Here is a 16,116-nt window from a genome sequence, read left to right on the forward strand (position 1 = left end):
GCTAACAGTGAGCGGCAGACTTGCCAAGGATCAGTTTGATTTTCCATCTATGCGGCGCCAGCAAAGCAGCAGCGCCAATAAGCCGGAAGCGAACCACAGCAATACCCAGACGAACGCAGGCACCCAACTGTGCTCGGCCAACAATACCGCATCCCCCCTGTCGTCCAGCCCCAGCAACACGGCAGGGCTGGCGAGCGCATTGAGCATCACCATCAAGGCCACCAGGCGCAGGCTACCGCTGAGCAGTCGGTTGCCGCCAAATTTCAACGGCAGCAGAAACAATACACTCAGACTAATGAGAATACTCAGGGTAAGTAAGTCCCGCCCCCACAGCAGTATGGTGAGCAGCACCAAGGCGCCGATAAAGGCAAAACTTACACGGATCCCCCGCGGCCAAGTGGCCAGGTGGTAAAGCAGGCAGCCCCAAAAGGCCGCGCCCAAATAACCACTGAAGCCGATAAGGAGCGGCCAACCGCCCTGACTGAAACAGAAACCGGCGCCATTCGGAAAGAGTTGGATATGGCTGACAATCCCGCCGCTCAACAGCGTTGCCAGCGCATGGGACAACTCATGAAAATAGCTTTCCAGCCATTTGAAAGGCACTGAGACATAGGGCAAATGAGTCAACATCAAGGCCAGCAAGAGTTCCAGCAGAAACTGGCCTCTTCCCGGTAATTGCGCAGAATGGCAAGGTTTTACAAACGCGTTATCGGCGGGGCTATCAGGCGTAGACATCTATGCCCACCATGGCTGAGATAGCGTCACGCTGCGCGGCGTGTTGAGTATGGAGATAGAGGGCGATTGCGTCTGAATGACCGGCAGTTTCCCGCTTCAGTTGCTCTCTTTGCTGGTATTTGTCATTAAGGGCTTGGCTGTCAAACTCGAGCAACTGTCTGGATGGGCTGACAAGGATTTCATTTTGAGTCTCAACGGTTTGCTGGGCACGCTCCGGAGGTCTATTGCCGGCTACCGCCTGCGACAGACTTTGAACTGCACCCGGATGTCCCGTCTGCTTGATCATCATGATACTGCTTTGCTCTCCGTTTGCCCCAAGCCCATGAGGCAGTTAACCCGCCTGAAGCCCTATTCCCTTCCCGGCAGTTTTTTCCAGGCAACTGTATCTCGCAAGTACACAGGCGCCAGCTCATCGACCGAGGTGGCCTGTCCTTGTTGCCAGCCAAGGCTTGCCAAAGCAAGCATAGCACTGGCTTGAGGATATTTCACCGCATCAAGCAAGGTCAAGTTCTCGGCATGTTGTAACAGTGCCGGGTAGGCGTCAAACCCTGTGCCACAGCAATACACCTTATCCGCATTGGCAAAGGGCGAGGTCATTGTCTCAGGGGCGCTCACTTGCTCTATGCCCACCAGTTTGGCCAGGCCGGATTCCTGTTCAAACGCCGCCCAATAGATTTCGCCCATGCGGGCATCTATGGCACAAATCACCTGCTGCGCACCATGTTCGGTTATCGCTTGCTGCGCCATGGCGGCCAAGGTAGAGATACCGATTACAGGTACATCCAGCCCCAGCGCCAGCCCTTGAGTCATAGAGGTGCAGATGCGGATACCGGTGAAACTGCCTGGCCCTCGGCCATAGGCGATAAGGCCGATATCCTGCATATTGAGCCCGGATTGGCTCAGCAAGTTCTCTATCATAGGCAGCAATCTTTGGCTATGTTCACGGGGAGCATCGACAGATTCGGCAATACTGCCACCTTGCCATGCCAGCGCCGCTGAGCAGAGTTCGGTACAGGTATCCAGAGCCAGAATAACAGGAGAATTGGCAAGTGTAGTCGATGTCATGGTTTAAACCTTGATAAGCGAAGGTATAGCCTTCGGCGAGTTAATAGCGGCGGGATCATACCATCAAATACGCCGAAACCAAGCCCGGATCTGCCCTTGTGATCCTTATCATGGACAATGAGAACAGTTCTCAACTAATATAGAGTCCCCTTTTCGGTTAGCGTCTGTTATGTCCAGCCTCTCTCAGTCTTCCAATGAAACCGCAGTTTCGCGGTTGAAACGTGCCTTTGTCGCCGGTATTTGGGCCACGCTCATCAGCATAGCAATCGGGTTTTCCTTTAAAGTCTGGCTCGCAAGCTGGGTTCCCAAGGCGGATCTGGCTATCTACCACACGGTTATCGATATCATCTCGTTGTCACTGATCCTGATGACAGGCTTTCGCTCGTCTATGGTGGTGTCTTACAGCCAGACCCGCAACGACAGGGATATCATCAATATTTTCCGCTATGTGCTGATCCTTGTAGTGCTGCTGACCTGGGGCATCATACTGCCCTATATCAAGCACAAACTCGCCATAGATGTGGAGTACCTGCAACTGGTGGGCATTATAGTCAGCATGGGGCTCAAGGTGTACTTTACCAACCTGGTTGCCATGTATCGTCTCTATGAAATCAGCAACAAGGTAACCTGGATGGAGCCGCTGTCTTTGGTGCTGGCCTTTGCCATCTGTTACTACGGGCTGAGTATGGCGCCGCTGGGGGCACTCTTTTACGCCACGACGCTATCGTCTCTGATTATCGCGGCCTTTATGTATCTGAGAAGGCGGCGTCAAATCGCCACCGCGCCGCTCGCCAAGGTCAATCTGGAGCCGGCGCTGAAAAGTTTTATGAAGCGCAGTGTCACCGCCTCGCTCGAGGCAGGCTCCAGCATTCTGATGATCTATATTACCGTACTGCTGACCATACGTTATTTCAGCGTCGAAGAGCTGGGGGATTTCCAAGTGGTGGTCAGGCCGGTATTTACCTATATGACCTTGCTGTTTGTATTCCCCATCTACCGCTTCGTATTGCCGGAATTGGCGGTATGTGTTCGCGCCCGGGACAATGAACAGATCCGCGCCATCAAACACTGGCTCTACAAGCTGGCGCTGATTGTCAGCATCAGTTTCTTTGTTGTCATGCTGCTGGGCGGCGAGAGTCTGTTCAGAATGCTGTTTCCGCCCCAGTATCACGGCGCCGTCCCGGTACTGTTGCACTATGCCATTTTCTTCATCTTTCTGATGCTCAACGGTTATCAACTGGCCTATATCAAGGCCGAAGGCTACTTCAATGCCAGTTTGCTGATCCGCCTGGCCGGCATCATTACTCTAATAGGCGCTTTCTTCCTGCTCAGGCAATTGACGGCCAATGTGGTGGCGGTGATCCTCGCTCTCGGCTGCGGTTACTTGATGATGTACCTGATAGGTGCTCTGGTGGAGCGCCATATCCGCCGCAGTAAAGCACCGGCTTCAGCGGCCGTTTCCTAAGGAAGGTTTCCGTGTATCAACCAAGAAAGCGGCCAGTCTGATTTACTCGTGAGTAAATTGTGCTTGATAGTAGCTTCGGGCTATGGCCGTTGTCACCTTAAGCGGCTAAGGTTAACCCCAAGGAACAGCACGCAATAGCAAAGGATTGGAGGCCAGGGAATGCCAGGCGCCTATGCACAACTCACAATGGTCAACAGCCTCAGACAGCCACTTGAACTCGAGGCTGTTCCCCATATGCCCAAGGCCGCTATTCGCGCTTTACTGAAACACTTCAAGTACTGCGAGCTTGGGGCGGTCAGCCCGGATTATCCCTATCTTGCTCTCAATGACCGCCAACAGGCCAAAAGCTGGGCCGACAAGATGCATTACCAGCATAGCGGCGAAATGCTCAAGGCCTGCGTTCGTCATCTGGCCTGCAGTGAAGGGGAAGAACGCGACAAGGGCCTGGCCTGGTTGCTGGGCTATTGTGCCCATGTGATCACAGATGTCACTGTCCATCCGGTTATTGAGATGAAGGTAGGCCCCTACGAAGACAACGCCGATGCCCACAGGCATTGTGAAATGCATCAGGATGCATATATTTATCCCAAGCTCAATCTCGGGGCAATAGGTCTATCCGAACACCTGGACTCCGGCATTGCCGCCTGCTGCGATGCCACAGGCCAGAAGCTGGATCCTGTCATAGAGAAATTGTGGGACAACTGCTTCAGAGATGTTTATATCGAGGAATGGGCCAGTAACCCGCCGGCCATCAATGACTGGCATAAAGGCTTTATCACTGTGGTGGACAAAATTGCCGAGGAAGGCAACAGACTGCTGCCGTTTGCCCGCCACCTGGGCGTCAAGTTCGCCGTCCTCTACCCGGAGCAGGAGCAGATCGAAAAAGCGTATTTAATCCTAGCTACCCCAGAGGGCGAGATGCATTATGACGAGATTTTTCTGCGCGCCAGAGAAAAGGTCAAACACTTTTGGCAACTTATCGCCACTGGCGTGCTTGAGCAAGACAGCGCCTATCTGGAAAGTATCAAAAACTGGAATTTGGACACGGGGCGGAATGCCGCCGGTGAGCTGGCGTTTTGGCAGGAACAGACCTAACAGGAACTAGCACCGACCTACTATTTATAGATAAGGATTCAAGGATGAAATCAATTTTCCATCAAGGCCCAATCGTCTGCCTGCTGCTGGCGCTGCTACCGACACTTGGTGGCTGCGGACTCGGTGACAGGCATGATCAGGAATACCAACAACTGGCACCGGCACTGACCAAGGTAACCAGCGCGGCCGAAGCCACCATACGTTATGAAAATCATCCGGCCAACCTCGACGGCCAAACTTTATTGGCGTTGGCCACAGCCCATGACGCCGCCCTGCTCGAGCCATTCAGTCAATACCAACTGCACCTGTTTCGTATCGAGGATCATGCCCTATTGTTGCTTTGCAGCGCAGACGGTGAACAGGCATTGATGGAAGACAGTGGCTGCACCGCCAAGCTCGACAAGCAGCAATGGCAACAAGGCACAAGTCCCTGTGAGACCAGTATTGCACCTGCCAACATCTGCCTGGGTGAACTGTGACCCCCGTCATAGTATCGCGTTTCCTGCAAAGGGTATCCTAGGCGCACTTGGGCGCTTGCGCCCCTTTAACCTCAATAGCTTAGTGCTGGTTACCGAGTCTTGAGACAGTATTTGGCAACCACGCATCCGCCATAGCAGTAAAGGAACTCTCATGTCAGACAGTCATTGCCGTCACGGCAGCTTCACCAAACCTCTTCGTCGTCTTCGCCGTCTTCGCAGCTCAGAAGCCATGCGGGATCTGGTTCGCGAGCAGCAAGTTTCCCTGACAGATCTGGTGCACCCACTGTTCATCGAAGAAGGCATTACAGAGCCTGTGGCCATCAGCACCCTTCCCGGGATCTGCAGATTGCCCGAGAGCATGCTCGCAGCAGAGATCCGTGAACTGAAGGCCCTCGGGGTTCGCTATGTGATGCCCTTTGGTATTTCACACCATAAAGATGCCATCGGCAGCGATACCTGGAACGATGACGGCCTGTTGGCTCGGATGATCCGCACCATCAAGCAGGAAGCACCCGAGATGCTGGTGATCCCGGATATCTGTTTCTGCGAGTACACAGATCACGGCCACTGCGGTGTGGTCGAGCACAATGAAGTCTGTAATGACGCGACTGTAGAAAACCTGGTCAAGCAGTCTGTCTGCGCTGCCCGCGCCGGTGCCGACATGCTGGCTCCTTCGGCCATGATGGACGGCCAAATTCGGGCCATACGTGAGGGCCTGGATGCGGCCGGTTTTGAAAATGTCGCCATTTTGGCCCACTCGGCCAAGTTTGCTTCCTCTTTCTATGGCCCATTCCGGGCGGCGGTAGATTGTGAACTCAGCGGCAATCGTAAAGGTTATCAACTGGATAGCGCCAATGGCCGGCAAGCGCTGTTGGAAGCCCTGCTCGATGAAGAGGAAGGCGCCGATATTCTGATGGTTAAGCCAGGTACGCCTTATCTGGATGTGTTGTCACAATTGAGAGAGCGTACCGAGTTACCTTTGGCGGCTTATCATGTGGGCGGTGAATATGCCGGGATCAAGTTCGCTGCTCTGGCCGGCGCTTTGGACGAAAGGGCCGTGGTTACCGAAAGCTTTGTCGGCTTCAAACGCGCCGGTGCCAGCTTGATTGTCAGCTACTACACCAAGCAATTTGCTTCCTGGCTGGCCGCAGATCGCGGCTAATCGCTAGTACAGAGAGCAAAAAGGCGCCTGAAAGTAGGCGCCTTTTTGCTCTCAATTTATTTGTCCCAAAAATTGGACAAACACTATCAATAACAGTATCCAACTGTTTTTAATCAATTTATACCTTCAAGAAAAGACAAGGCAGATTGCAAATTGCGGGTTCTGTACATGGGCGGCAAGGAGTTGAGAAATGCCTGACCATAGCTGCGATTGACGATGCGATTATCACAGAGAATTAGCACACCGCGGTCGCTCTCGTCACGAATGAGCCGTCCAACACCCTGCTTGAGTGCTATCACCGCCTGGGGCAAGGCCAACTCCACAAAGGGGTCACCCTGTCGCTTGTTGATCTCTGCGGCTCTGGCGCGATAGAGATTATCGTCCGGAGACACAAAGGGCAGTTTGTCGATTATCACGCAAGAGAGTAACTTGCCGCGCACATCCACACCTTCCCAAAAACTGCCGGTGCCCAGCAGCACGGCATTACCCAGCTGACGAAACTTTTTCAGCAAGGTCTGCTTACCGGCGCTGCCTTGCACCAGGAGAGGATAACGACTGCGACCATGAAGCGCCTGCGCCACCCGTTGGAGCATCCTGTGACTGGTAAACAAAATAAAGGTTCGGCCCTTGGCCGCATTAATCGCCTGCTCACACACCTCAAGCAGGCGCCGAAACTGATAATCCCCTTCAGAGCGCACATCCCCAAGCTCCCTGGGGACACACAAAATTGCCTGGCGCCGATAGTCAAAGGGGCTGTCCAGAATAAGCTCCCTGGCCCCCTTAAGTCCCAATGTCCGGCAAAAATGGCTCAGGCTGCGATTCACCTGTAGCGTTGCCGAGGTAAATAGCCAACGGGTTTGCACCTCAAACAGCGCCTGACACGCCTTGGCAACATCAATAGGCGCCATTCTCAGCGTCGGCAGACGACTGCCCTGCTCTATGCTGTAAGCCGCACTTTGATCTTCACAGTTGAAAAACTGCTGCAGCTGCCCGCAGTAATCGAGCCATTTTTCCAGGCAATCATCCAGTTCATCACTGCGGCCGATATTGGCCAGCATCACCCGCTCCAGCGCCCGAAACTCTTCGAGCAGCTGCCAGCATTGCCTTGCAAGTTCTTTATCGGCCAACAAGGGACGCCAGTCGCTTTGCCCGGAAGCCTGGGTCATCTGCGCCCAATCCGCCAGGCGGGAGCCGCAGCGCCTGGCGAGATCGCTCAGTTGTGAAGTATCCCTGAGTTCCTGTTGATATACCGCTTCCACCCGCTCCAGCACTCGCTGCATGGCCGCGAGCGACAGCTGGCGCCCAAAGTAGGTTACGGCGATATCGGCAAGCAGATGAGCCTCATCGAAAATCACCGCATCGGCATCGGGCAATAACTCGGCAAAGCCGGTATCCTTGAGGATCCTGTCGGCAAAAAACAGATGATGGTTAACCACGATAATCCTGGCTTCCAGGCTTTTCTGTCTGGCCTTGCGGGTAAAGCAGCTGTCATAGAAGGCGCAGCGCTTGCCGGTGCAGCGCTCTTTCGAAGAAGCCACCAGCGCCAGTGCCGGCGACTGCTCGGAAACCGTGGCCAGCGTGCCAAGATCGCCATCTGTGCTGGCCGCGGCCCATTGATTTATCCTGAGCAGATCATCAAGCACTTCCGGGCTGCGGCTCTGGGCACCATCCAACTGCTGCTCCAGCAATAACTGACACAGATAATTGTTGCGCCCTTTGAGCAGCGCCACCCGAACTTGCAGATCCAGCATCTGCAGCAAGGCCGGCAGATCTTTATAAAACAGCTGTTCTTGCAGGTTCTTTGAGCCGGTGGAGACAATCACCTGCTTACCGGAGAGCAGCGCCGGGATCAGATAACCGAAGGTTTTGCCAACCCCGGTGCCGGCTTCGAGCACCAAAGGCACTGCAGCACCGCTTGGGCCATGGAGTAACTGGGCCACTTCGCGGGCCATCTCCAGTTGCGGTTCTCTGGGCTTGAAGCCCCTGATATTGGAGGCCAAAGGGCCGCCCGGGGCGAAGGCCAGTGCCGTTTCGCTGACGAGTCGATTACGCATTGTGCTCCATTTTGCCCTGGGGTATGGCGTGCATTATCACTATTTGAGTGACGGATACAAGGGACAAACCTTATCGCCAAGCCGCTCTAGCCAACAGAATTGGCATTGATATAGTTAACATAACCACTTAAACCAAACTCTTCAGGCTAAGGATTCGCAAACTTATGCTCAAGCGGGACCGTAAGCCGACGCAGAGCACACATGGGACTTGTTCGCCCCTTCCCTTGATGAATCCTTTTCAAGCAGCAGATATTTTTTGATTTTGGGTGTTGCAAATTCCTGCCAAAGGGATTAGCTTAAAAACACACCAGCCGAATCGGCTCAGAATTGAATGTTTATGCGCTGCCAAATTACAGCGTGAAATCACAGGATTTATTACATGACACAGCTTCGCAACGCTATCCATCATCACCACCACGAGCGGTAGCCTTCGGAGCTGACTGCCGAAGGTTCATTCCTTCTGGCGGTTGATTCATAAGATCTGAAAACCCCTGGAAGGAATTCCGGGGGTTTTTCGTTTCCGGATTTGAGTTTTTTAACCAAGATTGAATTGACCAACAGGAATGACCACTATGACTTCAAATCGACTGCGCATCGCCATCCAGAAATCGGGCCGGCTTTCGAAAGAATCACAACAACTGCTGAAAAACTGCGGCGTAAAATTCACCGTCAACGAACAGCGTCTGATAGCCCACGCCGACAATATGCCACTGGATCTGCTGCGGGTGCGTGATGACGACATTCCCGGCCTGGTCATGGATGGCGTGGTCGATTTGGGGATCATTGGCGAGAATGTGCTGGAAGAGGAGCAGATAGAACGGCAGACACTGGGCAAACCTTCGACCTGCAACAAACTCAGACAACTGGACTTCGGCGCCTGCCGTTTATCGCTGGCGGTACCCAGTGAGTTCCCTTATCAGGACGCCGCCTCACTAGAAGGCTTGCGAATTGCCACCTCCTACCCCAACCTGCTTCGCCGTTTTATGCAAAATAAAGGCATAAGTTATCGCGACTGTATGCTCAAGGGCTCAGTAGAAGTCGCTCCCCGCGCCGGACTCGCCGACGGGATCTGCGATCTGGTTTCCACCGGCGCTACTCTGGAAGCCAATGGCTTGTACGAGACCGAAGTGATCTTTCGCTCTATGGCCTGTGTCATCCAATCACAGCAAACCCAAACCCCGGCCAAACAGGCCTTGATCGACAAGCTGATGAGCCGGGTCAACGGCGTCATCCGCGCCCGTGAAAGCAAATATATCCTGCTGCACGCTCCCACTGAAACCCTGGAGCAGATTGTTGCCCTGCTGCCCGGCGCGGAGAACCCCACAGTGTTGCCGCTCAACGATGACAGCAACCGGGTCGCCATCCACGCGGTCAGCACCGAAGATCTATTCTGGGACACAATGGAAGAGCTGACTAAGCTCGGTGCCAGCTCGATTCTGGTAATGCCAATTGAAAAGATGATGGGGTGAAGCATGCAGTATCTGGTATGGGACAAACTGAGCGAAAGCGAGCAGGCCGCCGCGCTCCAGCGCTCCTCCCTGGTGAGCAGCAAAGCGCTCGAGCAGAGCGTCAGCGAGATCATTGAGGCCGTCGCCGCCAAGGGTGACCAAGCCCTCAGGGAGTACAGCGAGCGTTTTGATGATATCCCCCTTGAGAACATCGCCCTCAGTCAGGCGCAGATAAAGGCCGCGGCCCAGGACGTTAGCCCTGAGCTCAAAGACGCCATCAAGACCGCCATGGCCAACATAGATGTGTTCCACAGCGCGCAGCAACCTCAGGCTTTGGATATCAATACCCAGGCCGGAGTGCGCTGTGAGCTCAGAAGTGAGGCCATAGACAGCGTTGGCCTCTACATACCGGGCGGCAGCGCGCCGCTGATCTCCACTGTGTTGATGCTGGCGCTGCCGGCCCGAATCGCAGGTTGTCGCCGCCGAGTCTTGATAAGCCCGGCTCCGATAGACAGCGCCATCATCTACGCCGCCAGCGAATGCGGCATCGAAGAGATTTACCAATCCGGTGGCGCCCAGGCCATTGCCGCGCTGGCATTGGGCACGGAAACCATAGCGCCGGTGGACAAGATATTTGGCCCCGGCAACCGTTATGTCACCGAAGCCAAGCGCCAGTTGTCCCAGGATCCCAGGGCGCGAGTCAGTATCGACATGCCGGCGGGGCCATCCGAAGTGCTGGTCATCGCCGATGAGACTGCGAGTCCAGCCTTTGTGGCGGCCGATCTCCTGTCACAGGCCGAGCACGGTCCCGACTCTCAGGTGATACTGCTCTCTAGCTGTGAATCGCTGGCAAAAGCCGTCATCCAAGAGCTGGACAAGCAGCTTGCGGCCCTGCCCCGCGCCGACATTGCCCGCCAGGCATTGGCCGAAAGCCGTATTTTACTGCTGGATTCACTGGATAAGGCTGCAGCCGTTTCCAACCGCTATGGCCCCGAGCACCTTATCATCCAGACCCGTAGCCCAAGAGCGCTGCTGGCACAAATCCGCGCCGCCGGCTCTGTGTTTCTCGGCCCCTACACCCCGGAATCTGTGGGTGATTACGCCAGTGGCACCAACCATGTGCTGCCCACTTACGGCTACAGCCGCTCGGTATCCAGCCTGTCACTGGCGGATTTCTGCCGCCGCTTTACCGTGCAGGAGCTGAGCGCCGAAGGTCTGTGCGCCTTGGGCCCCTCGGTAATGACCCTGGCCCAGGCAGAGCAGCTTGATGCTCACAGCAATGCCGTTGCCCTGCGTCTGGCCTCTCTTGGGGTATCCGGCCCCGAAGGTTCAACCGAGAGTGTTTCATCCCCAAGTGCTTTGTCCGAGAGTACTTCACCATTGCGCGCGCCGTCCGCGAGTATGGAGGAATAAAAACCATGCCTGCAGCCATCAATAGCCCCACAGCGGCTCTCAAGAAGGTTACAGCTGCCGTTACCCGGCAAAGCCGCGAGCTGGCCGCCGCTCTGGCTCGCCCCGAGCTTTTGGCACTCGAACCCTATCAAAGCGCCAGGCGCCTTGGCGGCCAAGGGGAAGTCTGGATCAACGCCAACGAATCCCCCTTCAACCACACCGATATCGACCGGGTCAACCGCTATCCAGAGTGCCAGCCGCCAGAGGTGATAGCCGCCTATGCCGCCTATGCCGGAGTATCAGATTTGCAGCTCATCTGCAGCCGCGGCGCCGATGAAGCGATAGAGTTGCTGATCCGCACCTTTTGCACCCCGGGGGCAGACAGCATCGCCCTCTTTGGCCCCACCTACGGCATGTACGCCATCAGTGCCGCGACCTTCAATGTCGAGGTCAAGGCGCTGTCGTTGGATGACAACTTTCAGTTGCCCAAAGCGTTAACCCAGGCTCAAGGCGCCAAACTGCTGTTTATCTGCAACCCCAACAACCCCACTGGCACCTGGGTAAGCCGGGATGAAATCCTGCGGGTGCTCGAGGCCATGCCAGACACGCTAGTGGTAGTGGATGAAGCCTATATTGAATTCAGCCCCGAGCTGAGCGCCGCCGCTTTGCTCAAGGAGTATCCCAACCTGGTCGTACTGCGCACTCTCTCCAAGGCGTTTGCCCTGGCCGGAGCCCGCTGCGGCTTTATGCTGGCCAATGAAGGCATTATCGAGATGGTAAAACAGGTGCTGGCCCCCTACCCGGTACCTGTCCCTGTGGCACGCTTGGCGGCTTTGGCGTTAAGCCCTGAGGGCATAGCCAGAATGCAGGCCGATGTGGCGCAGCTCAAGACCCAGGGACAAAGAGTGGCTGCGGCGCTGGAAAGACTCGGAGCCCGGGTACTGCCAAGTGGCGGCAACTATTTGCTGGCGTATTTCGCCGATGCCCCCAAGGTGCGTGAGCAGTTGCAGCGCTTTGGCATAGTCGCCCGCAGCTACCGGGATCCGCGTCTTGTCGACGCCATACGTTTCAGTTTCAGCGATGACTCAGATACCGAGCGGCTGCTCGCCGCCCTGAGCCAGGTGCAATAACGATAATAATCAGCCCGGCAGCGGCCGGCACAAGGAAACATCAATGAGCCAGAAAATACTCTTTATCGATCGCGACGGCACCCTTATTGAAGAGCCGCAAACCGACAAACAGGTGGACAGACTGGATAAGCTGGTGTTTGAACCCGGCGTTATTCCGGCACTGCTCAAACTGCAAAGCGCCGGTTACCGCTTGGTGATGGTCTCCAATCAGGATGGCCTGGGCACCCCCTCCTTCCCGAAAGAAGACTTCGATGCCCCCCACAATCTGATGATGCAGATTTTTTCAAGCCAGGGGGTCAACTTCAGCGAGGTGTTGATTTGCCCTCACTTCAACGATGAAAACTGCAGTTGCCGCAAACCCAAACTCGGGTTGGTAAAAGCGTTTCTGACCCAGGGCCTGGTGGATTTCACCCGCTCGGCAGTTATTGGTGATCGGCAAACCGATATTGCCCTGGCCGAGGCCATGGGCTTGACCGGCTATCGCTATGACAGGGAAAAGCTCAACTGGGACGATATCTGTGATGCCCTCTTGAGCCGGGGTCGCCAGGCAACTGTGGTGCGCACCACCAAAGAGACCGACATTCGGGTCGAGGTGGATCTCGACCGCGCCGGCAACAGCGACATCAATACCGGCATAGGCTTTTTCGATCACATGCTGGATCAGATTGCCACCCACGGCAATTTCAAACTGGCAGTCAAGGTTGACGGCGATCTGGAGATAGACGATCACCACAGTGTGGAAGATACTGCACTGGCGCTGGGCGATGCTTTGCGTCAGGCGCTGGGCGATAAACGCGGTATTGCCCGTTTCGGCTTTTCCCTGCCCATGGATGAAGCCCGCGGCGATTGCCTGCTGGATCTCTCCGGCCGTCCCTTCCTCAAGTTCAACGCCGAATTTGAGCGGGAAAAGGTCGGGGAGCTGGCCACAGAGATGGTAGCGCACTTCTTTCGCTCCTTTGCCGACGGCCTGCGCTGCACCCTGCACCTTGGCTGCGAGGGCGACAACGACCACCACAAGGTAGAAGCGCTGTTCAAGGTGCTGGGGCGCACTCTGCGCCAGGCCATCAAGGTTGAAGGTGATGCCTTGCCTTCCAGTAAGGGAGTGTTGTAATGACCCAAGCCGTTGGCAAGACAGTGATAATAGATACCGGCTGCGCCAACTTGAGCTCGGTGAAATATGCCTTCGAGCGTCTCGGCGCCGACGTTTGTATCAGTGATGATGCCGAGGTTATCCGCAGCGCCGAAAGAGTGGTGCTTCCCGGAGTGGGCACAGCCAGAGCCGCCATGGCGGCGCTCACTGAAAAACAGCTAATTCCTGTTATCAAGGCGCTGAAACAGCCGGTGCTGGGAGTGTGTCTCGGTATGCAGCTCATGTGTGACAGCTCGCAAGAAAGTGGCGAGGATGCCGATGAATGTCAGTGTCTTGGGCTGATCCCGGGCACTATACGCCAGATCGACTGTAAGGGGTTGCCCAGTCCGCATATGGGCTGGGATCAACTGAGCCCCGTACTTGATGCAAACGGCCAAGCGCACCCGCTGTTTACCGGTATCGATGAAGGCAGCTACTGCTATTTTGTTCATTCCTTTTGCGCCGCGCCTTCGGCGGCCACCATAGCCGAATGCTGTTACGGCGAGCGTTTCAGCGCCGCCATTGCCAAAGACAACTTTATGGGAGTGCAGTTTCACCCGGAAAAGAGCGCCGCTATCGGCAGCCTTATCCTGGCTAACTTTCTCACTTTGACCCAGGATGATTTTAACGGAGCTGTAGCATGATTATACCGGCAATCGATCTCATAGAAGGTCAGGTAGTGCGCCTGTTTCAGGGCGATTACCAACAGGAAACCCGCTTCAATCTGCAACCTGAGGCTCAACTGCTCGCTTATCAGGCCCAGGGCGCTTCACTCTTGCATCTGGTGGACTTGACCGGCGCCAAAGACCCTGAGCGCTGCCAGAGCAGCCTGATAGCTTCGCTCGCAGCCGCCCTGGATACACCACTGCAAGTGGGCGGCGGCGTACGCAGTCAGCGTCAGCTCGATGAACTATTCAAGGCCGGGGTTTCCCGGGTAGTGATAGGTTCATTGGCGGTGCGTGAGCCCAAACTGGTTGGCGCCTGGCTCGAGCAATACGGCCCGGAGGCCATCTGTCTGGCGCTGGATGTCAATATCAATGCCACGGGCGAGAAAATAGTGGCGGTTCACGGCTGGCAGAGTGGCGGTGGTAAAACCCTGGAATCTCTGGTGGCCCAGTTTGCCCCTTTGGGCCTTAAACATGCCCTGGTCACCGACATCAGCCGTGATGGCACCATGACGGGGGCCAATACGGCCCTGTACCGCGAGTTGGCGCAGACCTTTCCCGATATCGCCTGGCAGGCTTCCGGCGGTATCGCCAGCCTGGATGATGTCGCCGCAGTCAGGGATTCCGGCGCCAGCGGCCTGATTATCGGCAAGGCCTTGCTAACCGGCGAATTCAGCGTAGAGGAGGCGATCGCATGCTGGCAAAACGTATAGTCCCTTGTCTCGATGTACGGGACGGTAAGGTGGTCAAAGGCGTGCAGTTTCGTAACCATGAAACCATAGGCGATATCGTGCCGCTGGCGGCCAGATATGCTGCCGAAGGCGCCGATGAACTGGTGTTCTATGATATCACCGCCAGCGCCCACTCGCGGGTGGTGGATAAGTCCTGGGTCAGCCGGGTGGCGCAGCAGATAGACATCCCCTTCTGCGTGGCCGGCGGCATCAAGACCCTGGCCCAGGCACGCGAGCTGCTGGCATTCGGTGCCGACAAGATCTCCATCAATTCACCGGCACTGTCGGATCCCAGCCTTATTCGCAGGCTGCAGGATGAATTCGGCCGCCAGTGCATAGTGGTGGGTATCGACTCTTTCTTCGATGCCAATGACAACAGCTATAAGGTGAAACAGTTTACCGGCGATGAAGCAGCGACCCGCGACACCCAATGGCACACCTTGGATTGGGTCGAAGAAGTGCAGCGCCAGGGCTGCGGCGAAATCGTCCTCAATGTGATGAACCAGGATGGGGTGCGCCAGGGTTATGATATCGAGCAGCTCGCCAAAGTGAGAGCCGTCTGCGATGTGCCGCTTATCGCCTCCGGCGGCGCCGGTACCATGGCGCACTTTCTCGAGGTCTTCGCCAAGGCCAAGGTCGATGCCGCACTGGCCGCCAGCGTATTTCACAAGGGGATCATAGAGATCCAGGTGCTGAAAGCCTTTCTCAAGCAAAGCGGCGTCGCCATTCGCAGCTAAGGAAGGCTTCTTGCAAAGGACTAGGGCCATTGGCTGCGAACCACACCTTGCATCCAGGCCCGTAAGCCGGCGCAGAGCACACATGGGACTTGTTCGCACCTTCCTTAATGCCCCACAACCCAATACAGGTATTTGATATGACAACCGAGACAAACAATGCCGACTGGCTCAAACAGTTGGACTGGGATAAACAACAGGGATTACTGCCGGCCGTAGTGCAGGACTTTCACAGCGGCAAGGTGTTGATGCTGGGTTATATGAACCGCGAAGCCCTGGATGTCACCCTGAGCAAAGGCCTGGTGACCTTTTACAGCCGCAGCAAACAGCGGCTGTGGACCAAAGGCGAAAGCTCGGGCAATCTGCTGCAATTGGTCAGCATAGGAGTTGACTGTGACAACGACAGCCTGCTGCTGCAGGCCGCGCCCTTAGGCCCCACCTGCCACAAGGGGACTGACAGCTGCTGGGATAATCCGGCCTGCGGCGAAGTGCACCCCTTTATCAATCGCCTCCAAAGCCTTATCGCCTCCCGTAAGGAAGAAGACCCCAACGAGAGCTATACCGCTTCGCTGTTTCAGCGCGGTACCAAGCGCATTGCCCAGAAGGTGGGCGAAGAGGGTTTGGAAACCGCGCTGGCGGCGGCCACTCATGATCGCGAAGAGTTGGTGAATGAAGCCTCGGATCTCCTCTATCACCTCTTGGTACTGCTGGAGGATCAGCAGCTGTCCCTCGATGATATCCATGCCAACCTGGCCAAACGCCACGCCCAGGCCAAAGCGGCACAGGAGTAGAGCAAAGCCAACATAAGGAAGTGGTAAAGCAGCAACCAATA

16 protein-coding genes are annotated in these 16,116 nt (G+C 55.8%); 12 read left to right on the forward strand and 4 right to left on the reverse strand.

Annotated features, from left to right (window positions below):
• Positions 1-30: 30 nt before the first annotated feature.
• From RC73_RS02825 to tsaB, 3 genes are read right to left on the reverse strand one after another with little or no spacing between them, the layout of a single operon-like run.
• Positions 31-735, reverse strand: a complete 705-nt coding sequence (locus RC73_RS02825; RefSeq protein WP_039033216.1) for a M50 family metallopeptidase — start codon at positions 733-735, stop codon at positions 31-33.
• Complete coding sequence (locus RC73_RS02830; RefSeq protein ID WP_143078407.1) at positions 722-1,024, reverse strand: hypothetical protein; 303 nt, start codon at positions 1,022-1,024, stop codon at positions 722-724. The genes RC73_RS02825 and RC73_RS02830 overlap by 14 nt, the downstream gene beginning before the upstream one ends.
• Positions 1,025-1,083: 59 nt before the next feature.
• Positions 1,084-1,800, reverse strand: coding sequence for a tRNA (adenosine(37)-N6)-threonylcarbamoyltransferase complex dimerization subunit type 1 TsaB (tsaB, locus tag RC73_RS02835; protein ID WP_039033218.1), 717 nt, complete (start codon positions 1,798-1,800; stop codon positions 1,084-1,086).
• 169 nt (positions 1,801-1,969) lie between these two features.
• On the opposite strand from tsaB, the gene RC73_RS02840 reads away from it, so the two are divergent.
• From RC73_RS02840 to hemB, 4 genes are all read left to right on the forward strand, one after another.
• Positions 1,970-3,265, forward strand: coding sequence for a membrane protein (locus RC73_RS02840; protein WP_039033219.1), 1,296 nt, complete (start codon positions 1,970-1,972; stop codon positions 3,263-3,265).
• Positions 3,266-3,424: 159 nt separating this feature from the next.
• The gene (locus RC73_RS02845; RefSeq protein ID WP_039033220.1) at positions 3,425-4,360 is read left to right on the forward strand and encodes a zinc dependent phospholipase C family protein; all 936 of its coding nucleotides are present in this window, start codon (positions 3,425-3,427) and stop codon (positions 4,358-4,360) included.
• 44 nt (positions 4,361-4,404) lie between these two features.
• Positions 4,405-4,839, forward strand: a complete 435-nt coding sequence (locus RC73_RS02850) for a hypothetical protein (protein ID WP_052247950.1) — start codon at positions 4,405-4,407, stop codon at positions 4,837-4,839.
• Positions 4,840-4,990: 151 nt separating this feature from the next.
• Positions 4,991-6,001 carry a porphobilinogen synthase gene (gene hemB, locus RC73_RS02855; RefSeq protein WP_039033221.1) on the forward strand — a complete coding sequence of 337 codons (1,011 nt, stop codon included), beginning with the start codon at positions 4,991-4,993 and terminating at the stop codon, positions 5,999-6,001.
• A gap of 113 nt (positions 6,002-6,114) precedes the next feature.
• Here hemB and RC73_RS02860 read toward each other — a convergent pair whose 3' ends face one another.
• The gene (locus RC73_RS02860; protein WP_039033222.1) at positions 6,115-8,055 is read right to left on the reverse strand and encodes an ATP-dependent DNA helicase; all 1,941 of its coding nucleotides are present in this window, start codon (positions 8,053-8,055) and stop codon (positions 6,115-6,117) included.
• 572 nt (positions 8,056-8,627) lie between these two features.
• Here RC73_RS02860 and hisG point away from each other — a divergent pair.
• The 8 genes from hisG to hisIE all read left to right on the forward strand — a co-directional run bounded on the left by hisG (position 8,628) and on the right by hisIE (position 16,075).
• Positions 8,628-9,524, forward strand: a complete 897-nt coding sequence (gene hisG, locus RC73_RS02865) for an ATP phosphoribosyltransferase (protein WP_039033223.1) — start codon at positions 8,628-8,630, stop codon at positions 9,522-9,524.
• A gap of 3 nt (positions 9,525-9,527) precedes the next feature.
• On the forward strand, positions 9,528-10,916 hold the full coding sequence (gene hisD / locus RC73_RS02870; RefSeq protein ID WP_052247951.1) for a histidinol dehydrogenase: 1,389 nt from the start codon (positions 9,528-9,530) through the stop codon (positions 10,914-10,916).
• 5 nt (positions 10,917-10,921) lie between these two features.
• A complete protein-coding gene (gene hisC / locus RC73_RS02875; protein ID WP_052247952.1) occupies positions 10,922-12,025 on the forward strand; it encodes a histidinol-phosphate transaminase in 1,104 nt (367 codons plus the stop codon).
• Positions 12,026-12,068: 43 nt separating this feature from the next.
• Positions 12,069-13,136, forward strand: coding sequence for a bifunctional histidinol-phosphatase/imidazoleglycerol-phosphate dehydratase HisB (gene hisB / locus RC73_RS02880; protein ID WP_039033224.1), 1,068 nt, complete (start codon positions 12,069-12,071; stop codon positions 13,134-13,136).
• On the forward strand, positions 13,136-13,798 hold the full coding sequence (gene hisH, locus RC73_RS02885; RefSeq protein ID WP_039033225.1) for an imidazole glycerol phosphate synthase subunit HisH: 663 nt from the start codon (positions 13,136-13,138) through the stop codon (positions 13,796-13,798). Before hisB ends, hisH begins: the two co-directional genes overlap by 1 nt.
• On the forward strand, positions 13,795-14,532 hold the full coding sequence (hisA, locus tag RC73_RS02890; protein WP_039033226.1) for a 1-(5-phosphoribosyl)-5-[(5-phosphoribosylamino)methylideneamino]imidazole-4-carboxamide isomerase: 738 nt from the start codon (positions 13,795-13,797) through the stop codon (positions 14,530-14,532). Before hisH ends, hisA begins: the two co-directional genes overlap by 4 nt.
• On the forward strand, positions 14,514-15,287 hold the full coding sequence (gene hisF, locus RC73_RS02895) for an imidazole glycerol phosphate synthase subunit HisF (protein ID WP_039033227.1): 774 nt from the start codon (positions 14,514-14,516) through the stop codon (positions 15,285-15,287). The genes hisA and hisF overlap by 19 nt, the downstream gene beginning before the upstream one ends.
• A gap of 137 nt (positions 15,288-15,424) precedes the next feature.
• Entirely contained in the window at positions 15,425-16,075 is a 651-nt protein-coding gene (hisIE, locus tag RC73_RS02900; protein WP_039033228.1) for a bifunctional phosphoribosyl-AMP cyclohydrolase/phosphoribosyl-ATP diphosphatase HisIE, read from the forward strand.
• Positions 16,076-16,116: the final 41 nt, after the last annotated feature.

This window comes from Shewanella sp. ECSMB14102 (assembly GCF_000813075.1).
Taxonomy (GTDB): Bacteria; Pseudomonadota; Gammaproteobacteria; order Enterobacterales; family Shewanellaceae; genus Shewanella; species Shewanella indica.